The following is a 20,067-nucleotide window of genomic DNA, read 5'->3' on the forward strand; positions in this document are numbered from 1 at the left end:
TGGTGCGTGGTCGGGAGGTATCAGCTCTCGATGTTGGCCATGACGTGCTTGATGCGGGTGTAGTCCTCGAACCCGTACATGGACAGGTCCTTGCCGTAGCCGCTCTTCTTGAAACCACCGTGCGGCATCTCGGCAACGATCGGGATGTGCGTGTTGATCCAGACCGCGCCGAAGTCGAGCCGCTTGGACATGCGCATCGCCCGGCCGAAGTCCCTGGTCCACACGCTGGAGGCCAGGCCGTAGTCCACGCCGTTGGCCCAGCGCACCGCCTCGTCCTCGTCGGTGAACTGCTGGACGGTGATGACCGGCCCGAAGATCTCGTTCTGGATGGCCTCGTCGTCCTGGCGCAGGCCGGACAGCACGGTGGGCTCGAGGAAGAAGCCGTCCCCGAGCGAGGAGACCCGGTGTCCGCCGGCGGCGACGCTGGCGTGGTCGGGCAGCCGCTCGAGGAAGCCCTGGACCCGCTGCAGCTGGTTGGCGCTGTTCACGGGCCCGAAGGCGGCGTCCTCGTCCTCGGGCATGCCGACCTTCGTCGAGCTCCTGGCGTACTCGGCGAGGGCGTCGACGAAGTCGTTGTGGATGCGCGGGGCCGCGAGCACGCGCGTCGCCGCGGTGCAGTCCTGTCCGGCGTTGAAGTAGCCGGCGCCGGCGATGCCCTCGACGGCGGCCTCGATGTCGGCGTCGTCGAAGACCACCACGGGCGCCTTGCCGCCGAGCTCGAGGTGCACCCGCTTGACGTCGTGGGCCGCGCTCTCGGCGACCTGCATGCCGGCGCGCACCGAGCCGGTGATGGCCACGAGGGCGGGCGTCCTGTGGGACACGACGGCTCGGCCCGTGTTGTGGTCACCCGTGACGACGTTGAAGGTGCCCGGCGGGAGGAACTCGGCCGCGATCTCGGCCATCAGCAGCGTGGTCTCGGGCGTGGTGTCGGACGGCTTGAGGACGATCGTGTTGCCGGCGGCGAGCGCGGGCCCGATCTTCCAGACCGCCATCATCATCGGGTAGTTCCACGGCGTCACCTGGCCCACGACACCGATCGGCTCGCGCCGGATCCACGAGGTGTGGCCCTTCATGTACTCACCGGCCGACCTGCCCTCGAGGACGCGCGCCGCGCCGGCGAAGAACCTCAGCTGGTCGACCATCGGCGGCACCTCCTCGCTGGCGGTCAGGGCGTGCGGCTTGCCGGTGTTCTCCGCCTCGAGGCGCACGAACTCGTCGGCCCGCCGCTCGATCGCGTCGGCGAAGTCGAGCAGCGCCTTCTGCCGCTCGCTCGGGGTGGCCTGGCCCCACTCGCCGAAGGCGGCGTCAGCGGCGGCATACGCCTTGTCGACGTCGGCCTGCGTCGACACCGGCGCCTTGGCCACGACCTGCGCGGTGGCAGGGTTGACGATGTCGGTCGTCGCGTCGGTCTCCGGGTCGACGTACTCGCCGTTGACGAAGTTGCGCAGGACACGAGGGGTGGCAGTCACGAGGGCTCTCCCGGGGGGATCGGTACGGATTCCGGTGTCTCGAACTGTAGCCACCGTCGCAGCGATTTCAATAGGTTCGGCGCATCTGATTGCGGAAATCAACATCGATTTAACAAATCGACGACGGATTCCGTCGTCTGGGTACTTGCGCGCCTCTGCCGAAGAGGACACCATGGCGGGCGTGACCCGCTCCCCGAACCACCACGAGGCGCGCCTCGACGACGTCTCCAAGGCGATCATCGAGCACCTCCAGGAGGACGGGCGGCAGTCGTACGCGACGATCGCCAAGCAGGTGGGCCTGTCGGAGGCGGCGGTGCGCCAGCGGGTGCAGCGCCTGCTCGACTCGGGGGTCATGCAGATCGTCGCGGTGACCGATCCGCTCCAGGTGGGCTTCCGCCGGCAGGCCATGATCGGCATCCGCGTGGACGGCGACCTGACCTCCGTGGCCGAGGCGCTGAGCGCGATGCCGGAGGTCGACTACGTCGTCACCACGGCCGGCAGCTTCGACCTGCTCGCCGAGGTCGTGTGCGAGGACGACGACCAGCTGCTCGAGCTGCTCACGAAGCGGGTGCGGACCCTGGGAGGGGTCCTGACCACCGAGACCTTCGTCTATCTGAAACTCAACAAACAGCACTACAACTGGGGTACACGATGACCACCGAGCCGTCCGCCATCTTCGAGCCGTCGAGCGACACCCGCACGCCGATGGGCACCCTCCACAGCGAGGCTGCCCGCGACCACCTGTGGATGCACTTCACCCGGCACTCGGTCTTCGAGGACCGCAGCGAGGGAGGCCAGGGCCACTCGGTGCCCATCATCACCCGCGGCGAGGGCCACAAGATCTGGGACGACCGGGGCAACGAGTACATCGACGGCCTCGCCGGGTTGTTCGTGGTCCAGGTCGGCCACGGCCGCGAGGAGCTCGCCGAGGCGGCGGCCAAGCAGGCGAAGGAGCTCGCCTTCTTCCCGCTCTGGTCCTACGCCCACCCGCGGGCCATCGAGCTCGCCGAGCGCCTGGCCGCCGGCGCCCCCGGCGACCTCAACCGCGTCTTCTTCACCACCGGCGGCGGCGAGGCCGTCGAGACCGCCTGGAAGCTGGCCAAGCAGTACTACAAGCTGATGGGCAAGCCGACCAAGCACAAGGTCATCAGCCGCAACGTGGCCTACCACGGCACCCCGCAGGGCGCCCTCTCCATCACCGGCATCCCGGCCGCGAAGGAGATGTTCGAGCCGCTGGTGCCCGGCGCCTTCAAGGTCCCCAACACCAACCACTACCGGGCGCCGGAGCACCTGCGCGACGACGAGAAGGCCTTCGGCCGCTGGGCGGCCGACCGCATCGGCGAGGCCATCGAGTTCGAGGGCCCCGACACCGTGGCCGCCGTCTTCCTCGAGCCGGTGCAGAACTCCGGCGGCTGCTTCCCGCCGCCGCCCGGCTACTTCGAGCGGGTGCGCGAGATCTGCGACGAGTACGACGTGCTGCTCGTCTCCGACGAAGTCATCTGCTCGTTCGGCCGCATCGGGTCGATGTTCGCCTGCGACGACTTCAACTACGTGCCGGACATCATCACCTGCGCCAAGGGCATGACCTCGGGCTACTCCCCCATCGGCGCCATGATCGCCAGCGACCGGCTGTTCGAGCCGTTCAAGCAGGGCACGACGTTCTTCCCCCACGGCTACACCTTCGGCGGCCACCCCGTCAGCGCTGCCGTGGCGCTGGCCAACCTCGACATCTTCGAGCGCGAGGGCCTGAACCAGCACGTGATGGACAACGCCCCGAAGTTCCGCGACGCGCTCGAGGGCCTGCTCGACCTGCCGATCGTCGGCGACGTCCGCGGCGCCGGGTACTTCTACGGCATCGAGCTCGTCAAGGACAAGGAGACCCGCGAGACCTTCAACGACGACGAGTCCGAGCGGCTGCTGCGCGGCTACCTCTCCAAGGCGCTGTTCGACGCCGGCCTCTACTGCCGCGCCGACGACCGGGGCGACCCCGTCATCCAGCTCGCGCCGCCGCTCATCATCGGCCAGGCCGAGTTCGACGACATCGCCTCGCGGCTGCGCTCGGTGCTCAAGGACGCCGAGAAGCACCTCTAGGCCTTGGCCGGCAAGGGTTTCCGGCCGTGACCACACCCGTGCGCCCCCTGTGGTGGGAGGGCGCCAGGGTGGCTGCCGACTCCGCCTCCAGCCTGACCGACGACACCGCCGCCGACGTCGTGATCGTCGGCGGCGGTTACACCGGGCTCTGGACGGCCTACTACCTCCTGCGCGACGAGCCGTCGCTCGACGTGCTCGTGCTCGAGTCGGAGCACGTCGGCTTCGGGGCCAGCGGGCGCAACGGGGGCTGGGTCTCCGCCCTCTGGCCTGTGGGGCCCGGGTCCATCGCCCGGGAGAGCGGCCCGGACGCCGCGCGCGCGATGGTGCGAGCCCTGCAGGAGACCGTCACCGAGGTGGGCGAGGTCACCCGCGCCGAGGACGTCGAATGCGGCTTCCACAACGGCGGCACGGTGGTGCTCGCCCGCAACCGGGCCCAAGCCGTCCGGGCCCGCGCCGACGTCGAGTCCGGGCAGCACTGGGGCGAGGGGACGCAGTGGCTCGACGCCGAGGAGGCCCGCGAGCGCCTGGCCGCCAGCGACGTCCACGGCGGCACGTGGAACCCGCACTGCGCCCGGGTTCACCCACGGCGCCTCGTCGACGGGCTGGCAGCCGCGGTGCGGCGGCGCGGCGGGCGGATCGCCGAGGGGACCACGGTGGTCTCGCTCGGCCCGGGTGCGGTGCACACCGCCGGGGGCCACCGGGTCACCGCCCGCGTGGTCATCCGCGCCACCGAGGCCTGGACGCCCTCGCTCCCCGGGCGGCGCCGCTCCCTCGCCCCGGTCTACTCGCTGATGGTGGCGACCGAGCCGCTGTCCCGCGCCCGGTGGGACGAGATCGGGCTCGCCCACGCAGAGGTGTTCGCCGACCACCGGCACGTGGTCACCTACGGCCAGCGCACCGTCGACGACCGCATTGCCTTCGGCGGCCGAGGCGCCCCCTACCACTGGGGCTCACGGGTCCGCCCGGGCTTCGACCACGAGGAGAAGGTGTTCGACGACCTGCGGGCGACGCTGCGGCAGATGCTGCCGCAGCTCGACGGCGTGCGGTTCACCCACGCGTGGGGCGGTCCACTCGGCATCGCCCGCGACTGGCACCCGGCGGTCGGCTACGACGCCGCGACGGGGCTCGGCTGGGCCGGCGGCTACGTCGGCGACGGCGTCGCGGCCAGCAACCTCGCCGGTCGCACCCTGGCCGACCTGGTGCGCGGACGGCAAACCTCGCTGACCACGCTGCCGTGGGTGGGCCACCGATCGCGGAAGTGGGAGCCCGAACCACTGCGGTGGCTCGGCGTCAACGCCGGGCTGCGGCTGGCCCACGCGGCGGACCTCGAGGAGGAGCGCGCCGGGCGCCCCGCCGTACAGGGCAGGCTGCTCAGCGCGCTCACGGGCCACTGAGCCCGCACACTGGCGCCGTGGCCCACGACCCCGCCGCTCTCTCTCCTGCGGCCCTCGACTTCCTGACGACACGACACCTGGCGACGCTGACCACCCTTCGCCCCGACGGCACACCGCACGTCGTGCCGGTCGGCTTCACGTGGGATCCGGAGCACCGCCTGGCCCGGGTCATCACCAGCAGCTCGAGCCGCAAGGCCCGCAACGCCTCCGCCGGCTGCCGGGCGGTGCTCTGCCAGGTCGACGGGCGGCACTGGCTCTCCCTCGAAGGCGTGGCCCACGTGCTCACCTCGCCCGAAGCGGTGCGCGAGGCCGAGCAGTGGTATGCCGCGCGCTACCGCCCCCCACGCGTCAACGCCGAGCGCGTGGTCGTCGCCGTGGAGGTCGACCGCGTGCTGGGCAACCTCTAGGTCTCCGCAGGGCTAGGGTCGCCCCATGTCCGACCCCCACCCTGTCACGGCGCGGAGACACCCGGCCGACAGGACCATCGAGTCGCTGCGCCACCGTGAGATCGAGTCGCTCCGCGCCTTGGAGGACGCCCTCACCAGGGGCCACCCGCTGTGCGGACTGCGGCTGCAGGACCTCGACCTCACCGGCCATGAGGAGGAGCTGCTCGCGCGCACCGACGTCGAGGGCATGGTGGTGCTCGGCGGCCGGCTGCCACCGGCACTCGAGGTGCACCTGCGGGAGCACGGGGCCCTCATCTTCCCCACCGACCCGCACGCGCCGGTCAACCCCTATCGCGCCACGCTCTACCAGCCGCACGAGCTCTACGCCGGGCTCGCCGAACAGGGTTACGACAAGACGCCGGACGCGCTGGCCTACACCTGGTCGCGGGACGCCCGGCTGCACCACGACGCCTTCGTCACGCTGCTGCGGGCCATCCACGACGACTCGATGACCGATGCCCTGACCGAGTTCATCGGTCACCGCCCGGTCGTGGGCGTCATGGGCGGACACGCGCTGGCGCGCGGCACCGACGGGTATGCCGTGGCCGCCAGGCTCGGTCACGCCCTCGCCGCCGAGGAGCTCGTCGTGGCGACCGGCGGTGGCCCCGGCGCCATGGAGGCTGCCAACCTCGGCGCCTTCTGCGCCGACACGACCAGGCTCGAGGACGCCCTCGGCCGGCTGGCGGCAGTGCCGTCGTTCTCCCCGGACATCGCACCCTGGGCGCAGGTCGCCCTGCAGCTGCACGACGAGCTGATGGAGTCAGGCCGACCGCGGGCCGTGAGCAGCGTCGGCATCCCGACGTGGTTCTACGGCCACGAGCCCCCGAACGTCTTCTGCGACGGCATCGGCAAGTACTTCTCCAACGCCATCCGCGAGGACGGGCTGCTGGCCCGGTGCACGGCGGGCCTGGTGGTGCTCCCGGGTGCCGCGGGCACGGCGCAGGAGGTCTTCCAGGCCGCCACCCGCCTCTACTACGCGCCCGCCGGCTCCGTGCTGCCGCCGATGGTGCTGGTCGGCGTCAGGCACTGGACCGAGACCGTGCCGGTCTGGGCGGGCCTGACGGCGCTGGCGGCGGGGCGGGACATGGAGCAGGCGCTCCACCTCGTGGACGACATCGACGAGGTGCCGAGGCTGCTGTGCGGGTGACGGGGCGTTGTGGCCGAACCGGTCCCGGGACTCGAGCTCCCCGCGTCCCGATCCGCCCTGAGCACACCACCGGCACCTGGGCTTCAGTCGAAGACGATCGTGCGCCGGCCACGCAGGATCACCCGGTGCTCGACGTGCCAACGCACCGCGCGGGCGAGGGCCATCGCCTCGAGCTCCTGGCCGACGCCGGCGAGCTCGGCGGGGCTCATCCGGTGGTCGACGCGCCGGAAGTCCTGCTCGATGATCGGTCCCTCGTCGAGATCGGCCGTCACGTAGTGGGCGGTGGCCCCGATGACCTTCACGCCGCGGTCGTGCGCCTGGGTGTAGGGCTTGGCGCCCTTGAAGCTCGGCAGCAGCGAGTGGTGGATGTTGATGATCCGCCCGGGGAACTCGGCGCACAGGTCGGCCGAGAGGATCTGCATGTAGCGGGCCAGCACGATGGTGTCGGCCCGGTGCTCGACCACGAGGCGACGCAGCTCGGCCTCGGCCTGCGCCTTGGTGTCGCGGGTGACGGGCACGTGGTGGAAGGGGATCTCGTGCCACTGCGCGAGGCCGCGGAAGTCGTCGTGGTTGGACACGATGGCCGGGATCTCCACGGGCAGCGAGCCGGTCTCCGCGCGGTACAGCAGGTCGTTGAGGCAGTGCCCCTGCCGGCTGACCATGACGAGCACCCGGTGGCGCACCGACTGGTCGTGCAGGGCCCAGGCCATCGAGAACGCCGCGGCCGTGGGCTCCATCGCCGCGCGCAGGTCGGCGACGTCGATGGGCGGGCCCTCGCGCACGAGGTGCATCCGCAGGTGGAACTCCCCTGACGACGGGTCGCCGAACTGCTGGGCGTCGGCGATGGTGAGGCTCTGCGCGAGCGCCACGCCGGTGACGGCGTGCACGATGCCCCGCCGGTCGGGGCACGACACGGTCAGGACGAACTCGCGACCGGCCTCCAGGGTCGGGGTGGGCTCGCCGTGCACGCTCGCTCCTCGCTGTCGGGCTGTTCCTCTCGGGAGGGCCGTCACCCTACCGATCCGCCGTCGGACCGGTGGCGGATGACCACTCCCGGGGACGCGTGGCGACCCCGGGACGGGTGGCGCCCCCGCTGTCGGGCCGCAGGTCGGCTACGCCGTGGAGGCGGCCAGCTGCCCGCAGGCGCCGTCGATGTCCTGCCCCCGGGTGTCGCGGATCGTCGTCGGGATGCCGTGCGCGCGCAGCCGCTCCACGAACTGCTGCTCCACACCTGGCCGGGAGGCGGTCCACTTCGAGCCGGGGGTGGGGTTGAGCGGGATCGGGTTGACGTGCACCCAGCCGCGGCCCCGGGCGTTCAGCTTCTCCCCCAGCAGGTCGGCCCGCCACGCCTGGTCGTTGATGTCCTTGATGAGGGCGTACTCGATGCTCACCCGGCGGCCCGTGGCCTCGAAGTAGCGGCGAGCCGCGTCGAGGGCCTCGTCGACGCTCCAACGGGTGTTGATCGGCACGAGCTCGTTGCGCAGCTCGTCGTCCGGGGCGTGCAGCGACAGGGCGAGGGTCACCGGGATGCCCTCGGCGGCCAGCTTGTCGATCGCGGGCACGAGGCCGACGGTCGACATGGTGATCCCGCGGGCCGACATGCCGAGGCCGTCCGGAGCCGGGTCGGTCAGCCGGCGGATGGCGCCGATGGCCGCCTTGTAGTTGGCCAGCGCCTCCCCCATGCCCATGAAGACGACGTTGGAGATGCGCGTCGGCCCGGTCACCTCCGGGGGGCCGTCCTCGTCACCGAGCTCGGCGCCCGTCACCGCCGCCACACTGGGAGCGAGCTCGCCACGGCGCAGCTGCCGCGCGGCACACACGACCTGCTCGACGATCTCGGCGGCCGACATGTTGCGGGTCAACCCGGCCTGGCCGGTGGCGCAGAAGGGGCAGTTCATGCCGCAGCCGGCCTGGCTCGAGATGCAGATGGTCACCCGGTTGGGGTAGCGCATGAGCACCGACTCGACGATCGCACCGTCGTGCAGTCGCCAGGCCGACTTGATGGTGGCGCCGTCGTCGGCAGTGCGCTGCACGTGCGGGGTCAGCAGCGGCGGCAGCAGGTCGCGCACGAGGTCGTCGCGGATCGCCTTGGGCAGGTCGGTCATCTCGTCGGGCGACTCGACGAGCCGCTCGAAGTAGTGTGTCGACAGCTGCTTGGCCCGGAAACCCTTGTGGCCCAGCGACTCCACCGCCTCCTTGCGCTCCGCCGGCGTGAGGTCGGCGAGGTGCCGCGGCGGCTTGCCCCGCCGCGGGGCGGTGAACGTGAGCTGGCCCGGCCTCGGCTTCTCGGTGCTCGGCTCGGGCAGGGCCACGGGGGTGGGGTTCTCGGACATCCCCACCAGTGTCTCAGCCGAGGCGCCCCAGCGGAAAACGCCGGTGCGCCGGGTGCTCGGCGTCCCGACCTCAGTGGAGCGGGACGAAGACCAGCAGCAGCGCCCAGCTCAGCGGCGCGGTGACGAGCAGGGAGTCGAGCCGGTCCATGACGCCGCCGTGGCCGGGCAGGACGTGGCTCATGTCCTTGATGCCGAGGTCACGCTTGATGGTCGACTCGGTCAGGTCGCCTACGGTGGCCCCGACGGCGACTGCCGCGCCCATGATGAGACCCGCCCACCACGGCCCGCCCAGGGCCAGCGAGATGCTGAGCGAGGCGCCGACCATGCAGGCAAGGACCGAGCCGGCGAAGCCCTCCCAGGACTTCTTGGGGCTCACGGCGGGGGCCATCGGGTGCCGTCCCCACAGCACACCGAAGACGTAGCCACCGATGTCGCTGAGCACGGTGACCAGGACGAAGACGATGACCCGGGCCACCCCGTCCGGGGCCGCGAGCAGCAGCGCGGCGAAGCCGGCGAGGAACGACGGGTAGAGGGCCACGAACATGCCGCCGGCGATGTCGCGGACCGCGTCGCGCACGCCGTCGGCCACGCGCCAGAGCAGCACGCCGACGCAGGTGAGCCCCAGGGTGACGGAGAGGGCCTGGGCCCCTCCCCAGTAGGCCGACCCCAGCATGCTCACCATGCCGACGAGCGACGGGACGAGCGGCACGTGGATGCCGACCTGGGCCAGGGCCTTGCGCAGCTCCCACACCCCGACGGCCACCGCCATCGCCACGATGCCCAGGAACAGCTCCTTGGCGACGACCAGCGAGACGATGATCAGGGCGCCGAGGGTGACGCCGACGGCGATCGCGGCGGGCAGGTTGCGGCCGGCGCGGGAGGTCTTCGGCGCGGCGGCGGCCCGGCGTGCGGTGCCGCCGCCCGAGGAGTCGTCGGCAACCGCGGTCGAGCCGGCAGCCCGGCTGTCCCGCAGCGAGCGGCGGGTGGGGTACGACGAGGTCATGGCTGGTGGTGCGGGAGCTGTCGGGTCGCTCAGACCTCGAGCAGCTCGGCCTCCTTGTGCCGCATCAGCTCGTCGACGGAGTCGACGTACTTCTTGGTCGTCGCGTCGAGGTCCTTCTCCGCGCGCTTGCCCTCGTCCTCACCGACCTCGCCGTCCTTGACGAAGCGGTCGAGCTGGTCCTTGGCGTGGCGGCGGATGTTGCGGATGGAGACCTTGGCGTCCTCGCCCTTGTGGCGGGCGAGCTTGATGTAGTCCTTGCGGCGCTCCTCGGTGAGGGCGGGCAGCACGCAGCGGATGACGTTGCCGTCGTTGCTCGGGTTCACGCCGAGGTCGGAGTCGCGCAGCGTCTTCTCGATGGCCGCCATGGCGGACTTGTCGAACGGCGAGATGAGGATGGTGCGCGCCTCGGGCGTCTGGAAGGACGCCAGCTGCTGCAGCGGCGTGGGAGCGCCGTAGTAGTCGACGACCAGCTTGTTGAACATGCCCGGGGTCGCCCGGCCGGTGCGGATGCCGGCGAAGTCCTCCTTGGCCACCTCGACGGCCTTCTCCATCTTCTCCTCGGCCTCGAGCAGGGTCTCGTCAATCATGTCGGCTCCTTCGGGGCCGTGGGTGCCGGCCTCTCGGTCGTTGTTCTCGTGCGGGGTGTGCTCGGTGCTGGTGGTGCGCTTCGTGCCGTGGTGCGGTCAGTCCGCCGTCACCAGCGTCCCGATCCTCTCACCGCGGATGGCCCGGACGACGTTGCCCTCGCCCTCCATGCCGAAGACCACCATGGGAAGCTTGTTGTCCATGCAGAGGCTGAACGCGGCGGCGTCGACGACGCGCAGTCCCTGCTGGATGGCCTCGCTGTAGGTGATCTCGTCGAGCTTCTTCGCGTCGGGGTTGGTGCGCGGGTCGGAGTCGTAGACGCCGTCGACGCCGCTCTTGCTCATGAGCACCGCGTCGCACTTGATCTCGAGGGCGCGCTGCGCCGAGACGGTGTCGGTGGAGAAGAACGGCATGCCGGCGCCGGCACCGAAGATCACCACGCGCCCCTTCTCGAGGTGGCGGATGGCCCGGCGGGGGATGTAGGGCTCGGCGACCTGGCCCATCGCGATGGCGGTCTGCACCCGGGTCTCGACGCCCTCCTTCTCGAGGAAGTCCTGCAGCGCGAGGCAGTTCATGACCGTGCCCAGCATGCCCATGTAGTCGGCGCGGGTACGGTCCATGCCCTGCTGCTGCAGCTCGGCGCCGCGGAAGAAGTTGCCCCCGCCCACGACGACGGCGACCTCGCTGCCCTCGCGCACGGCACGCGCGATCTGCTGGGCGATACCGCGGACGACGTCCGGGGCCAGGCCGATCCGGCCGCCTCCGAAGACCTCTCCCGACAGCTTCAGCAGCACGCGTCGGTATGAGCGGCTCTCGGTGACGTCGGCTCCGTCAGTGGTCACAGGCTTCCTCCATCAGGGCTCGGCGGCGGTCGCTCGATCTTTCCACACCGGGGGCCCCCGGATCGACCCGGGCGGGGCCGGCCGCGTGATCTGGGACAATCATCCGGCCATGCCTGAGACCCCCGCCGCCCCCGACAGCACCGCCCGCCACCCGGTCACCGTCGCGATCACCCGCAGGGTGCGCCCCGAGGACGAGCTGCTCATGCAGGCGTGGGTGCACGCCGGCACCTCCATGGCCGAGCGCTTCCCCGGCTTCCTCGGCACCGGCTGGGTTCGGCCGGCTGCGGACTCCCCCGACTGGCACATGCTCTACCGGTTCGACTCCCCCGAGACCCTGCAGGGCTGGGAGAGCTCGCCGGAGCGGACCCGCTGGCTGCGCTCGGCGCAGGACCTCGTGGAGCACACCCGGGTCGAGCACCGCACGGGCATCGAGGGCTGGTTCGACGAGCCCCGCGAGCGCTCGGTGAGCGACCTCCCGCCCCCTGCTCCCCCGCGGTGGAAGCAGGCCGTGGTCATCTGGGTGGCGTTCTTCCCCACCAACCTGCTCTTCACGTGGCTGCTGACGCCCCTGCTGGGGCACTGGCCGCTGGTGCTGCGGGTCCTCGTCTCCACGCTGCTGCTGACCCCGCTGATGACCTACCTCGTGCTGCCGCAGGTGACCCGCCTGCTGCAGCCCTGGCTGAGCGGCCGCCGGGCTAGAACCCGGCGTTCCTGAGCACGAACTCGGTCTCGGTGTCGCGCCCGCCCTGGGGGTCGGGCGCCGGCTCGACCTCCTGGGTCGTCACCATGTCCTCCGGCCGCACCCGCTCGGGAAGCTCGCTGAAGTCGGGCAGCGGGCGGTGCACCCTCCGGTGCCCGTCGCGGCGCTCGTGCCGCCCTCTGCGTCTCCCCATGCCTGCAGTATGCCGCGTGCCCACGGTGGGCGGGCGGCATACCGCGTGGCGCCGGAAACGGCGCCCACAACGGCGCGAGGCCCGCCCCCCGAGGGGGACGGGCCTCGCGGCTCGATGTCGCGTCAGGAACCGACGCGGAAGCGGGCGAAGGCCTGGGCCTTGGCGCCGGCCTCCTCGAGGACCTTGGCGACGGTCTTCTTGGCGTCCTTGGCGAACGGCTGCTCGAGCAGGACGTTCTCCTTGAAGTAGCCGTTGACGCGACCCTCGACGATCTTCGGCAGGGCGGCCTCGGGCTTGCCCTCCTCCTTCGCGGTGGCCTCGGCGACACGGCGCTCGTTCTCGACCGTCTCGGCGTCGACCTCCTCACGGGTCAGCACCGTCGGGCTGAACGCGGCGATGTGCATCGCGACGTCGCGGCCGACCTGCTCGTCGCCGCCCTCGGCGGCGAACAGCACGCCGATCTGCGCGGGCAGGTCGGGGCTGGTCTTGTGCAGGTAGGACACGACCGTGCCGCCCTCGAGGCGGGCGACCCGCTTGACCTCGATCTTCTCGCCGATGGTGGCGTTGGCCTCGTCGAGCAGCTGCTGGACGGTCCTGCCGTCGGCCAGGGTGCTCCCCAGCAGGGAGTCGGCGTCGGCCGCGCCGGAGGCGACGGCCTGGTCGAGCACCTGCTGGGACAGCTCGCCGAACTTCTCGCCCTTGGCGACGAAGTCGGTCTCGCAGAGGACCTCGACGAGGGTGCCCACGCCGTCCTCGACCCTGGCGGCCACCAGGCCGTTGGAGGTGGTGCGGCCCTCGCGCTTGGTGACGCCCTTCAGGCCCTTGACGCGCAGGATCTCGGTGGCCTTGGCGCGGTCGCCGTCAGCCTCGTCGAGGGCCTTCTTGACGTCGAGCATGCCGGCGCCGGTCTGCTCGCGCAGCGCCTTGATGTCAGCGGCGGTGTAGTTCGCCATAGATGTTGTCTCGCTTCTCGTCGTGTGTCGTCGATGCGGTGGGGTGCGGGTGGCGCCTCAGGCCTTGGCGTCGGCGTCGGCGTCGGCCTCGGTCGCGGCCTCGGGGGCAGCGGCCTCGGCGGCAGCCGGAGCGTCGGCGGCAGCGGTCTCGCCGGCCTCGGGGGCGGCCTGCTCGGCAGCCTGGGCGGCGTCGCCACCGAGGAGCTCGCGCTCCCACTCGGCCAGCGGCTCGTCACCGGCGACACCGGTGTCCTCTCCGGTCTTGGCACCGGAGCGGGCGATGAGGCCCTCGGCCACGGCGTCGGCGATCACGCGGGTCAGCAGGGTGACGGAGCGGATGGCGTCGTCGTTGCCCGGGATCTTGTAGTCGACCTCGTCGGGGTCGCAGTTCGTGTCGAGGATCGCGATGACCGGCAGGCCGAGCTTGCGGGCCTCGTCGACCGCGAGGTGCTCCTTCTTGGTGTCGACGATCCACACGGCCGAGGGGACCTTGGCCATGTCGCGGATGCCGCCGAGGGTCTTCTCGAGCTTGTCCTTCTCGCGGTTGAGGATCAGGAGCTCCTTCTTCGTGCGGCCCGAGCCGGCCACGTCGTCGAAGTTGATCTCCTCGAGCTCCTTGAGGCGCGTGAGGCGCTTGGAGATCGTCTGGAAGTTGGTGAGCATGCCACCGAGCCAGCGCTGGTTGACGTACGGCATGCCGACCCGGGTCGCCTGCTCGGCGATGGGCTCCTGGGCCTGCTTCTTGGTGCCGACGAAGAGGATCGTGCCGCCGTGGGCGACGGTCTCCTTGACGAACTCGTAGGCGTTGTTGATGTACGTCAGCGACTGCTGCAGGTCGATGATGTAGATGCCGTTGCGCTCGGTCATGATGAAGCGCTTCATCTTCGGGTTCCAGCGACGGGTCTGGTGCCCGAAGTGGACGCCGCTCTCGAGGAGCTGGCGCATGGTGACGACGGCCATGCCGTGTTCTCCCTTGTGTCGTTGTCAGTTGCGTCGGTGTGCCGGGTGTCCCGGCCACCTGCCTGGCGCCTGCACGCACCCCGCCGCACGACGCGCGGCACGGGATCGGGCCCGGCCGCACGGCATACGGACTGCCGTGGTGCGCCCCAGTTCAGAGGTTGACCTCGTCACTGGTGGGAAGACGCGCGAATTTGGTCGCGTGCACCTGGGCACACGTGACCGCCGCCCATCGTACGGCGTGCCGACCGGGGTTGGGAAATCAGCGGCTGCCGCCCAGCCCGCGGTCGGCCTCTGGGGCCGCGCGCCGCTGGTAGAGCTGCTCGAACAGGTCGACGTACTGCGTGAGGTGGCGGTCGCCGAGGTAGAGGTCGAGCACCCGCGAACGGGCGCCGGTGCCGAGCATCCGGGCGTACTCCTCGTCGGTCAGCACGTCCTGCAGCAGCTTGGCGAAGGTGTCGAGGTCCTGCGGGTCGTTGAGGAGCAGGCCGCTCTGGCCGTGCACGATCTGGTCCTGGATGCCCCCGATCGCCGAGGCCACGACGGGCTTGCTCTTCCACATCGGCTCGGTGACGGTGAGGCCGAAGCCCTCGACGAGACTCTTCTGCACCACGATGGCGGCCCTGCGCTGCAGCGCGTTGACGAGGTGGGCGTTCTCGTCGATGTCGTCCATGGGCAGGCACACCAGGTGCACGCGGCTGCGCCGCTCCGCCGGCAGCGTCGCCCACAGCCCCTCGCACTCGGCCAGCACCTCGGCGCCCTCCGGGTCGTCGCTCACGCCGGTGACGTCCGGCCCGACCAGCATCAGGTGCACGTCGGGCGGGAACTGCTCGAGGTGGTCGGAGAAGCCGGTGAGCACCCCACCCATGTCCTTGAGCCGGTCCCAGCGGCTGACCTGCAGGACGATGCGGGCGCCCCTCGACACCGGGGAGCCGTCGAGCACGAGCCGGCGGTGCCCGCGGACCGTGCCGGTCGAGCCGTTGCGACGCGTGAACTGCAGGCTGCCGTGGTCGCGGTCGGCGTCGACCAGCGAGGCCTCCCGCAGCGCCGCGTCGACGTCGGCCGGCGACAGCTCGGCGTTCTTCGCGCTGAACGGGTCGAGGGACGGCGGGATGACCCAGAGCCGGTCCCCCGGTACCCACGCCGGGGCGTAGGCGCGCCGCGAGAAGATGAAGGCGTCGGCGGCCTCGATGTGCGGCCGCAGGAAGCCCCAGCCGATGTCGGTCAGGGGCGTCGGGGTGTCGCGCCCGATGTGGCAGCGCCAAACGATGTGGGCGCCGGCCTCGCTGAGCATGCCGGCCAGGCCCGCGGTCTGCGGGTCGTGGAGCAGCACGATGTCGCCGGGCCGCACCATCGGCCGGAGCACCTCGAAGTTCTGGGCGAGCACGTCGTGGTAGTGCCGCTGCTCCGCCAGCCCGAGCGGTCCGCCGTCACCGGCCATGCCGTGCAGCACGTTGTGCAGCCGCTTGGTGATCGTGAAGAACTCGGCGTCGCCACGCAGCACGAGCCACCGGGTCTGCACGCCGGCACCCTTGGTGTAGGCCAGCAGCGCCTGGAGCATCTCGGCGACACCGCCGCCCTGGGCGGTCGCGTTGACGTTCCAGATGGTGCGGCCGGCGAGGATCTCCCGGGCGCGGTCTGCGTAGCGGGCGAGGCGAGCCGCCCGCTCGGGCGCCAGCAGGCTCACCAGGCGGTCCAGGGGGATGGCGTCGATCTCGACTTCCCTCATGGCTTTCATGCTGTCACGCCGGGCACGGCGGGACCTGTCTTTGCCCCGTTTGCCCCGCTAGCCTCCCCGCATGGGCACTCCCCTGGTGGCACGGATGCGCGGCTTCGGCACGACCATCTTCGCGGAGATGTCGGCGCTGGCCGCCGACACCGGCGCCATCAACCTCGGCCAGGGCTTCCCCGACACCGATGGGCCGGCCGAGATGCTCGAGGCCGCCCGGGCGGCGATCGCGTCCGGCCGCAACCAGTACCCGCCCGGCCCCGGCGTTCCTGAGCTCCTCGACGCCGTCGCAGCGCACCAGTGGCGCTTCTACGGCATCCACCTCGACCCTGCGTCGGAGGCGCTGGTGACGGTCGGGGCCACCGAGGCGATCGCCGCCACCGTGCTCGCCCTCTGCGAGCCCGGCGACGAGGTGGTCACCTTCGAGCCCTACTACGACTCGTATGCCGCCACGATCGCCCTCGCCGGCGCCGTGCGGCGCACGTCGGTGCTCCGGTTCCCCGACTTCGCCGTGGACGAGGCCTCGCTGCGGGCGGCGTTCTCCGACCGGACCCGTCTGGTGCTGCTCAACACGCCGCACAACCCCACCGGCAAGGTGTTCACCCGGGCCGAGCTGGAGCTGGTCTGTGCGCTGGCGCGCGAGCACGACGCCTGGGTCGTCACCGACGAGGTCTACGAGCACCTGGTCTTCGACGGCTTGGAACACGTCCCGGTGGCGACCCTGCCCGGCATGGCCGAGCGCACCCTGACGATCTCCTCAGCGGGCAAGACGTTCTCCGCCACGGGCTGGAAGGTCGGCTGGGTCACCGGCCCGGCGGAGGCGGTGGCCGCGGTCCGCACCGTCAAGCAGTTCCTCACCTACGTCGGCTCCGGTCCGTTCCAGCCGGCGGTCGCGCTGGCCCTCGGGCTGGGCGACGAGGTGTATGCCGGTCTGGCCACGGCGCTGCAGGCCAAGCGCGACCTGCTCGTGGAGGGCCTCCGGTCGGCGGGGCTGGAGGTGGCGGTGCCGTCGGGCACCTACTTCGTGGTGGCCGACGCCGCGCCGCTCGGGGCTGCCGACGGGCTGGAGCTCTGCCGCCGGCTGCCGTCGCTGGCCGGGGTGGTCGGGGTGCCGGTGTCGGTGTTCCACGACGACCCCGACGCTGCTCGGACCCTGGTCCGGTTCGCCTTCTGCAAGCGCGACCAGGTCCTGGCCGAGGCGGTGGCCCGGCTGTCGCGGGCCGGGACCAGCGCCTGAGACGGCGGCGGGAGCGCGCCTCAGGCCACGTGGGCGGAGCTGCGCGCGCCGTGCTCGGGGGTCGTCACCACGACGTCCCAGAGCAGGACAGCGGCGTCGCAGACGGTGCAGCAGTACTCCCCCGTGTCGTCGGCGGGCATGAGGATCTGCTCACCCGCACAGTCGCCGCAGCGGGCCAGCACCCCGGTCACGAGCATCAGGTCGGCTGTCGTCTCCATGGCCCTCACGGTGCCACGAAGCGCCGACAGCGCCGGCGTGCCACGCCGGGTCCGGCGCCCGCGAGGGCTGGCGACGACCGGCGCCTCCACACCACTCGCGTGCGCCGTCCCGCGGTCCACAGGGCCACGAACGCAGCTCGCCGACAGCGCGCAGCGGGCCCACGCTCGACCCATGGTGACCCTCGCCCCGGCCCTGCTGTCCGCCACCACCCTGGCCCTCGGCGCGGTCACCCTCGCGCCGCCCGCGACCACTGAACCGGCTCGGTCGGTCGCACCTGCACCGTCGCCGCCGGCAGTGCCGCCCGCGGCGCGGCCCCACCCGCCGGACCCTCCTGCAACGGAGGCCGGGCCCGGTTCGCCCCGCCTGGCACCACGAGTCGGGTGGCGCTGGCCGCTCGAGCCGCAACCTTCCGTGGCCAGGGCGTTCCGGGCCCCTCTGAGCACGTGGGGTCGAGGTCATCGCGGCGTCGACCTGCGGGCGCGTGCAGGGCAACCGGTGCTGGCGGCCGCTGCCGGACGGGTCACCCACGCGGGAGTCGTCGCGGGCCGCGGCACCGTGACCCTGCTGCACGCAGGGGGTGTCCGCACGACCTACGAACCTGTGGAGGCCGGCGTGCGGACCGGCGACGCGGTCTCGTCAGGCCAGGTCATCGGGGTGCTGCAGCCGGGCGGCTCGCACTGCCGAGGGTGCCTGCACCTCGGGGCGGTCCGAGGAGGGCTGTACCTCGACCCGCTCGGGCTCCTGCGGCCGAGCCGGGTCGTCCTGCTGCCGCTGACCGACCCCTGAGCGTGCCCGCGGCGCTCAGGCGCCCACGGGGTACGGCCAGGGTTTGCACCCCTGCAGCCCGAGCGTCTGCTGGACCATGATGGGGGCCCGCTCGCCCTGGCCGGGGCAGGACTGGTGCTGGTGCCCCAGCCCGTGGCCGACCTCGTGGTTCACCTGGTAGATCCGGTAGCGCTCCACGTCCTCGCCGTAGCTGTCATCCCCCAGCAGCCAGCGGCGCAGGTTCAGCACCGAGCGCCCGTTGTTCCAGCAGGAGACCTTCGAGAGCGTCCGCAGCGGTGCACAGAGGCGGTCGGTGAGGCCGGGGCTCGCCAGGGTGACCCGGATGTCGACGTGGGAGCCCGCCCGTTCCTCCGAGGGACTGACGTTGACGAAGCGGACGCCGTCCTCCTGCTGCCAGCCGCGCTTGTCGAGCAGCACGGTGCGCACGGTCCTGGCCACCTCGGCCTCGTCGACGCCGAGGCCCTGCTCGACCTCGACGGTGTAGCGCACCTCGCGGCCCTGCGCCGTCGACTGCGGCCCGGGGACGCTGACGACCCTGATCTTCCCCGTGCCGTTCTGGGGGACGGCCACCTCCGTGCGACGCGGAGCCTCGGTGGTGGTCGAGCCGTCCTGGCTGTCCGGGGGCGGCGTCTGCGACGGCGTCGATGCCGGGGGCGCTGCGGGTGCGGGCGCGGTGGCGGTCGCCTGCACGCCGGGCAGCCGGTCGGCCGCGGCCGCAGCCACCTCGGTGGCGTCCTGGCGAGAGACCAGCCGCACGGTGGTCACCGCGACGAGTGCGAGGACCACGACGCCGAGCACGGTGCGGCGCAGCCGGATGGTGCGGCTGACCGACCGGTGCCGTGGTCGACGGTGTGGCTGGCTCACGGGTTCCCTCGGGCTGGCTCGCGGGGTGCCGTGCCGGCGCCCTCGTGCACCATCTTTCCCTGAAACAACGGGCTGTCGCGAGCCGCCTCGCCCGCACACGCGAAAACCACCGGCCCGCTGTTGCCCGAGTCGCCGAACCTCGGCGGACGCCGGTCGAGCGTGGTCAGGCTCGTGGGTGGGCCTGGCGGTAGGACTGCTTGAGCCGGTCGACGGAGACGTGGGTGTAGATCTGCGTCGTGGCGAGCGAGGCGTGGCCCAGCATCTCCTGGACCAGGCGCAGGTCGGCGCCTCCCTCGAGCAGGTGGGTTGCCGTGCTGTGCCGCAGCCCGTGGGGGCCGACGTCCGGGGCGTCCGGCACGTGGGCGAGCAGCCGGTGCACCGCGGTGCGCACCTGCCGGGGGTCGGCCCTGCGCCCCCGCCTGCCGAGGAAGACGGCCGGCCCGCTCTGCGCGGTGACGACCTGGGGACGGCCGTGGCGCAACCACCGGTCGAGGGCGTCCCTGGCGGGTCCGCCGAACGGCACCGTGCGCTCCTTGGCGCCCTTGCCCATGACGCGCACGACACCCCCGGCGAGGTCGAGGTCGTCGACGTCGAGCGCGGCGAGCTCGCCGACGCGGATGCCGCTGGCGTAGAGCAACTCCAGGGCGGCCCGGTCGCGCAGGTGCATGGGGTCCTCGTCGTCGGCGGCGACGGCCGCCACGTCGAGCAGCGCACTCGCCTCAGCCTGCTTGAGGACGCCTGGCAGGTGGCGCTGGCGCTTGGGAGCTGCGAGGCGCACCGACGGGTCGCTGGGGATGCGCCCCGTGCGGGTGGCCCAGCCGAGGAAGGTGCGCGCTGCTGCGGAGCGCCGGGCGATGGTGGCGCGGGCCGCACCGGAGTCGGCGAGGTGCGCCAGCCAGGAGCGCAGGTCGCGAAGCGTGACGTCGGCCAGCTCGCTCACCCCGCACTGCTCATCCAGGAAGCCGAGCAGGCTGCGCACGTCGCCGAGGTAGGCCCTCGTGGTGTGCTCGGAGCGCCCGCGCTCGGAGCGCAGGTGCCGGGCGAACCCCTCCACCGCCTCGGTCGTCGCGTCGCTCACGATGGGCACCGTCGCAAACCCGCCGCCTGCCTTCAAGGCGC

Annotated in this window: 21 protein-coding genes; 8 read left to right on the top strand and 13 right to left on the bottom strand. The window is 72.0% G+C overall.

Annotated features, from left to right (window positions below; all coding sequences use genetic code 11):
• Positions 1–20 precede the first annotated feature (20 nt).
• Positions 21–1,469 (bottom strand): gamma-aminobutyraldehyde dehydrogenase, encoded by a 1,449-nt coding sequence (locus tag P0Y31_RS16375; RefSeq protein WP_275871343.1) that lies wholly within the window; start codon positions 1,467–1,469, stop codon positions 21–23.
• Between the two features lie 181 nt (positions 1,470–1,650).
• Between P0Y31_RS16375 and P0Y31_RS16380 the strand changes: the two genes are divergently transcribed.
• The 5 genes from P0Y31_RS16380 to P0Y31_RS16400 are packed head-to-tail and all read left to right on the top strand — an operon-like array spanning position 1,651 to position 6,547.
• Entirely contained in the window at positions 1,651–2,124 is a 474-nt protein-coding gene (locus tag P0Y31_RS16380) for an Lrp/AsnC family transcriptional regulator (RefSeq protein WP_275804029.1), read from the top strand.
• Positions 2,121–3,560: an aspartate aminotransferase family protein gene (locus P0Y31_RS16385; protein WP_275871345.1), complete on the top strand. Its 1,440-nt coding sequence runs from the start codon at positions 2,121–2,123 to the stop codon at positions 3,558–3,560. Before P0Y31_RS16380 ends, P0Y31_RS16385 begins: the two co-directional genes overlap by 4 nt.
• A 26-nt stretch (positions 3,561–3,586) precedes the next feature.
• A complete protein-coding gene (locus tag P0Y31_RS16390; protein ID WP_275871347.1) occupies positions 3,587–4,954 on the top strand; it encodes an FAD-dependent oxidoreductase in 1,368 nt (455 codons plus the stop codon).
• Positions 4,955–4,971: 17 nt separating this feature from the next.
• Positions 4,972–5,361, top strand: a complete 390-nt coding sequence (locus P0Y31_RS16395) for a TIGR03618 family F420-dependent PPOX class oxidoreductase (protein ID WP_275871349.1) — start codon at positions 4,972–4,974, stop codon at positions 5,359–5,361.
• A 25-nt stretch (positions 5,362–5,386) separates the two neighbouring features.
• Positions 5,387–6,547: an LOG family protein gene (locus P0Y31_RS16400; RefSeq protein ID WP_275871351.1), complete on the top strand. Its 1,161-nt coding sequence runs from the start codon at positions 5,387–5,389 to the stop codon at positions 6,545–6,547.
• Between the two features lie 83 nt (positions 6,548–6,630).
• Here P0Y31_RS16400 and purU read toward each other — a convergent pair whose 3' ends face one another.
• From purU to pyrH, 5 genes are all read right to left on the bottom strand, one after another.
• Positions 6,631–7,515 carry a formyltetrahydrofolate deformylase gene (gene purU, locus P0Y31_RS16405; RefSeq protein ID WP_275871353.1) on the bottom strand — a complete coding sequence of 295 codons (885 nt, stop codon included), beginning with the start codon at positions 7,513–7,515 and terminating at the stop codon, positions 6,631–6,633.
• Positions 7,516–7,659: 144 nt separating this feature from the next.
• Positions 7,660–8,880 carry a 23S rRNA (adenine(2503)-C(2))-methyltransferase RlmN gene (gene rlmN / locus P0Y31_RS16410; protein WP_275871355.1) on the bottom strand — a complete coding sequence of 407 codons (1,221 nt, stop codon included), beginning with the start codon at positions 8,878–8,880 and terminating at the stop codon, positions 7,660–7,662.
• Between the two features lie 70 nt (positions 8,881–8,950).
• Positions 8,951–9,883, bottom strand: a complete 933-nt coding sequence (locus P0Y31_RS16415; RefSeq protein WP_275871356.1) for a phosphatidate cytidylyltransferase — start codon at positions 9,881–9,883, stop codon at positions 8,951–8,953.
• 29 nt (positions 9,884–9,912) lie between these two features.
• Positions 9,913–10,470 carry a ribosome recycling factor gene (gene frr / locus P0Y31_RS16420; RefSeq protein ID WP_275871358.1) on the bottom strand — a complete coding sequence of 186 codons (558 nt, stop codon included), beginning with the start codon at positions 10,468–10,470 and terminating at the stop codon, positions 9,913–9,915.
• Between the two features lie 96 nt (positions 10,471–10,566).
• The gene (gene pyrH / locus P0Y31_RS16425; RefSeq protein WP_275804046.1) at positions 10,567–11,310 is read right to left on the bottom strand and encodes a UMP kinase; all 744 of its coding nucleotides are present in this window, start codon (positions 11,308–11,310) and stop codon (positions 10,567–10,569) included.
• 109 nt (positions 11,311–11,419) lie between these two features.
• On the opposite strand from pyrH, the gene P0Y31_RS16430 reads away from it, so the two are divergent.
• Complete coding sequence (locus P0Y31_RS16430) at positions 11,420–12,025, top strand: antibiotic biosynthesis monooxygenase (RefSeq protein WP_275871360.1); 606 nt, start codon at positions 11,420–11,422, stop codon at positions 12,023–12,025.
• Here the strand turns inward: P0Y31_RS16430 and P0Y31_RS16435 are convergent.
• The 4 genes from P0Y31_RS16435 to P0Y31_RS16450 form a co-directional block, all read right to left on the bottom strand.
• Positions 12,006–12,203 (bottom strand): hypothetical protein, encoded by a 198-nt coding sequence (locus P0Y31_RS16435; protein ID WP_275871362.1) that lies wholly within the window; start codon positions 12,201–12,203, stop codon positions 12,006–12,008. The genes P0Y31_RS16430 and P0Y31_RS16435 overlap by 20 nt on opposite strands.
• A gap of 122 nt (positions 12,204–12,325) precedes the next feature.
• A complete protein-coding gene (gene tsf, locus P0Y31_RS16440) occupies positions 12,326–13,156 on the bottom strand; it encodes a translation elongation factor Ts (RefSeq protein ID WP_275871364.1) in 831 nt (276 codons plus the stop codon).
• A 57-nt stretch (positions 13,157–13,213) separates the two neighbouring features.
• Positions 13,214–14,116, bottom strand: a complete 903-nt coding sequence (rpsB, locus tag P0Y31_RS16445; RefSeq protein ID WP_275871366.1) for a 30S ribosomal protein S2 — start codon at positions 14,114–14,116, stop codon at positions 13,214–13,216.
• Between the two features lie 259 nt (positions 14,117–14,375).
• A complete protein-coding gene (locus P0Y31_RS16450; protein ID WP_275871368.1) occupies positions 14,376–15,842 on the bottom strand; it encodes a glycosyltransferase in 1,467 nt (488 codons plus the stop codon).
• A gap of 70 nt (positions 15,843–15,912) precedes the next feature.
• Here P0Y31_RS16450 and P0Y31_RS16455 point away from each other — a divergent pair, with 70 nt between their 5' ends.
• A complete protein-coding gene (locus tag P0Y31_RS16455; RefSeq protein ID WP_275871370.1) occupies positions 15,913–17,079 on the top strand; it encodes a pyridoxal phosphate-dependent aminotransferase in 1,167 nt (388 codons plus the stop codon).
• A 20-nt stretch (positions 17,080–17,099) separates the two neighbouring features.
• On the opposite strand, the gene P0Y31_RS16460 is transcribed toward P0Y31_RS16455, so the two are convergent.
• Positions 17,100–17,297, bottom strand: a complete 198-nt coding sequence (locus P0Y31_RS16460; protein WP_275871372.1) for a hypothetical protein — start codon at positions 17,295–17,297, stop codon at positions 17,100–17,102.
• Between the two features lie 172 nt (positions 17,298–17,469).
• Between P0Y31_RS16460 and P0Y31_RS16465 the strand changes: the two genes are divergently transcribed.
• Positions 17,470–18,084, top strand: a complete 615-nt coding sequence (locus tag P0Y31_RS16465) for a M23 family metallopeptidase (protein ID WP_275871374.1) — start codon at positions 17,470–17,472, stop codon at positions 18,082–18,084.
• Positions 18,085–18,099: 15 nt separating this feature from the next.
• Here P0Y31_RS16465 and P0Y31_RS16470 read toward each other — a convergent pair whose 3' ends face one another.
• A complete protein-coding gene (locus P0Y31_RS16470; protein ID WP_275871376.1) occupies positions 18,100–18,948 on the bottom strand; it encodes a DUF3152 domain-containing protein in 849 nt (282 codons plus the stop codon).
• A 163-nt stretch (positions 18,949–19,111) separates the two neighbouring features.
• Positions 19,112–20,026 (bottom strand): tyrosine recombinase XerC, encoded by a 915-nt coding sequence (locus P0Y31_RS16475; RefSeq protein WP_275871378.1) that lies wholly within the window; start codon positions 20,024–20,026, stop codon positions 19,112–19,114.
• Positions 20,027–20,067: the final 41 nt, after the last annotated feature.

The sequence above is a fragment of the Knoellia sp. 3-2P3 genome (assembly GCF_029223115.1).
Lineage (GTDB): Bacteria > Actinomycetota > Actinomycetes > Actinomycetales > Dermatophilaceae > Pedococcus_A.

What these genes read in the sequence shown, in the direction of transcription:
- P0Y31_RS16430 (WP_275871360.1), top strand. Translation starts at nt 11,420, where the DNA reads ATGCCTGAGACCCCCGCCGCCCCCGACAGCACCGCCCGCCACCCGGTC.
- tsf (WP_275871364.1), bottom strand. Translation starts at nt 13,156, where the DNA reads ATGGCGAACTACACCGCCGCTGACATCAAGGCGCTGCGCGAGCAGACC.
- P0Y31_RS16435 (WP_275871362.1), bottom strand. Translation starts at nt 12,203, where the DNA reads ATGGGGAGACGCAGAGGGCGGCACGAGCGCCGCGACGGGCACCGGAGG.
- P0Y31_RS16385 (WP_275871345.1), top strand. Translation starts at nt 2,121, where the DNA reads ATGACCACCGAGCCGTCCGCCATCTTCGAGCCGTCGAGCGACACCCGC.
- P0Y31_RS16450 (WP_275871368.1), bottom strand. Translation starts at nt 15,842, where the DNA reads ATGAGGGAAGTCGAGATCGACGCCATCCCCCTGGACCGCCTGGTGAGC.
- P0Y31_RS16465 (WP_275871374.1), top strand. Translation starts at nt 17,470, where the DNA reads ATGGTGACCCTCGCCCCGGCCCTGCTGTCCGCCACCACCCTGGCCCTC.
- rlmN (WP_275871355.1), bottom strand. Translation starts at nt 8,880, where the DNA reads ATGTCCGAGAACCCCACCCCCGTGGCCCTGCCCGAGCCGAGCACCGAG.
- frr (WP_275871358.1), bottom strand. Translation starts at nt 10,470, where the DNA reads ATGATTGACGAGACCCTGCTCGAGGCCGAGGAGAAGATGGAGAAGGCC.
- P0Y31_RS16415 (WP_275871356.1), bottom strand. Translation starts at nt 9,883, where the DNA reads ATGACCTCGTCGTACCCCACCCGCCGCTCGCTGCGGGACAGCCGGGCT.
- rpsB (WP_275871366.1), bottom strand. Translation starts at nt 14,116, where the DNA reads ATGGCCGTCGTCACCATGCGCCAGCTCCTCGAGAGCGGCGTCCACTTC.
- P0Y31_RS16460 (WP_275871372.1), bottom strand. Translation starts at nt 17,297, where the DNA reads ATGGAGACGACAGCCGACCTGATGCTCGTGACCGGGGTGCTGGCCCGC.
- P0Y31_RS16455 (WP_275871370.1), top strand. Translation starts at nt 15,913, where the DNA reads ATGGGCACTCCCCTGGTGGCACGGATGCGCGGCTTCGGCACGACCATC.
- P0Y31_RS16400 (WP_275871351.1), top strand. Translation starts at nt 5,387, where the DNA reads ATGTCCGACCCCCACCCTGTCACGGCGCGGAGACACCCGGCCGACAGG.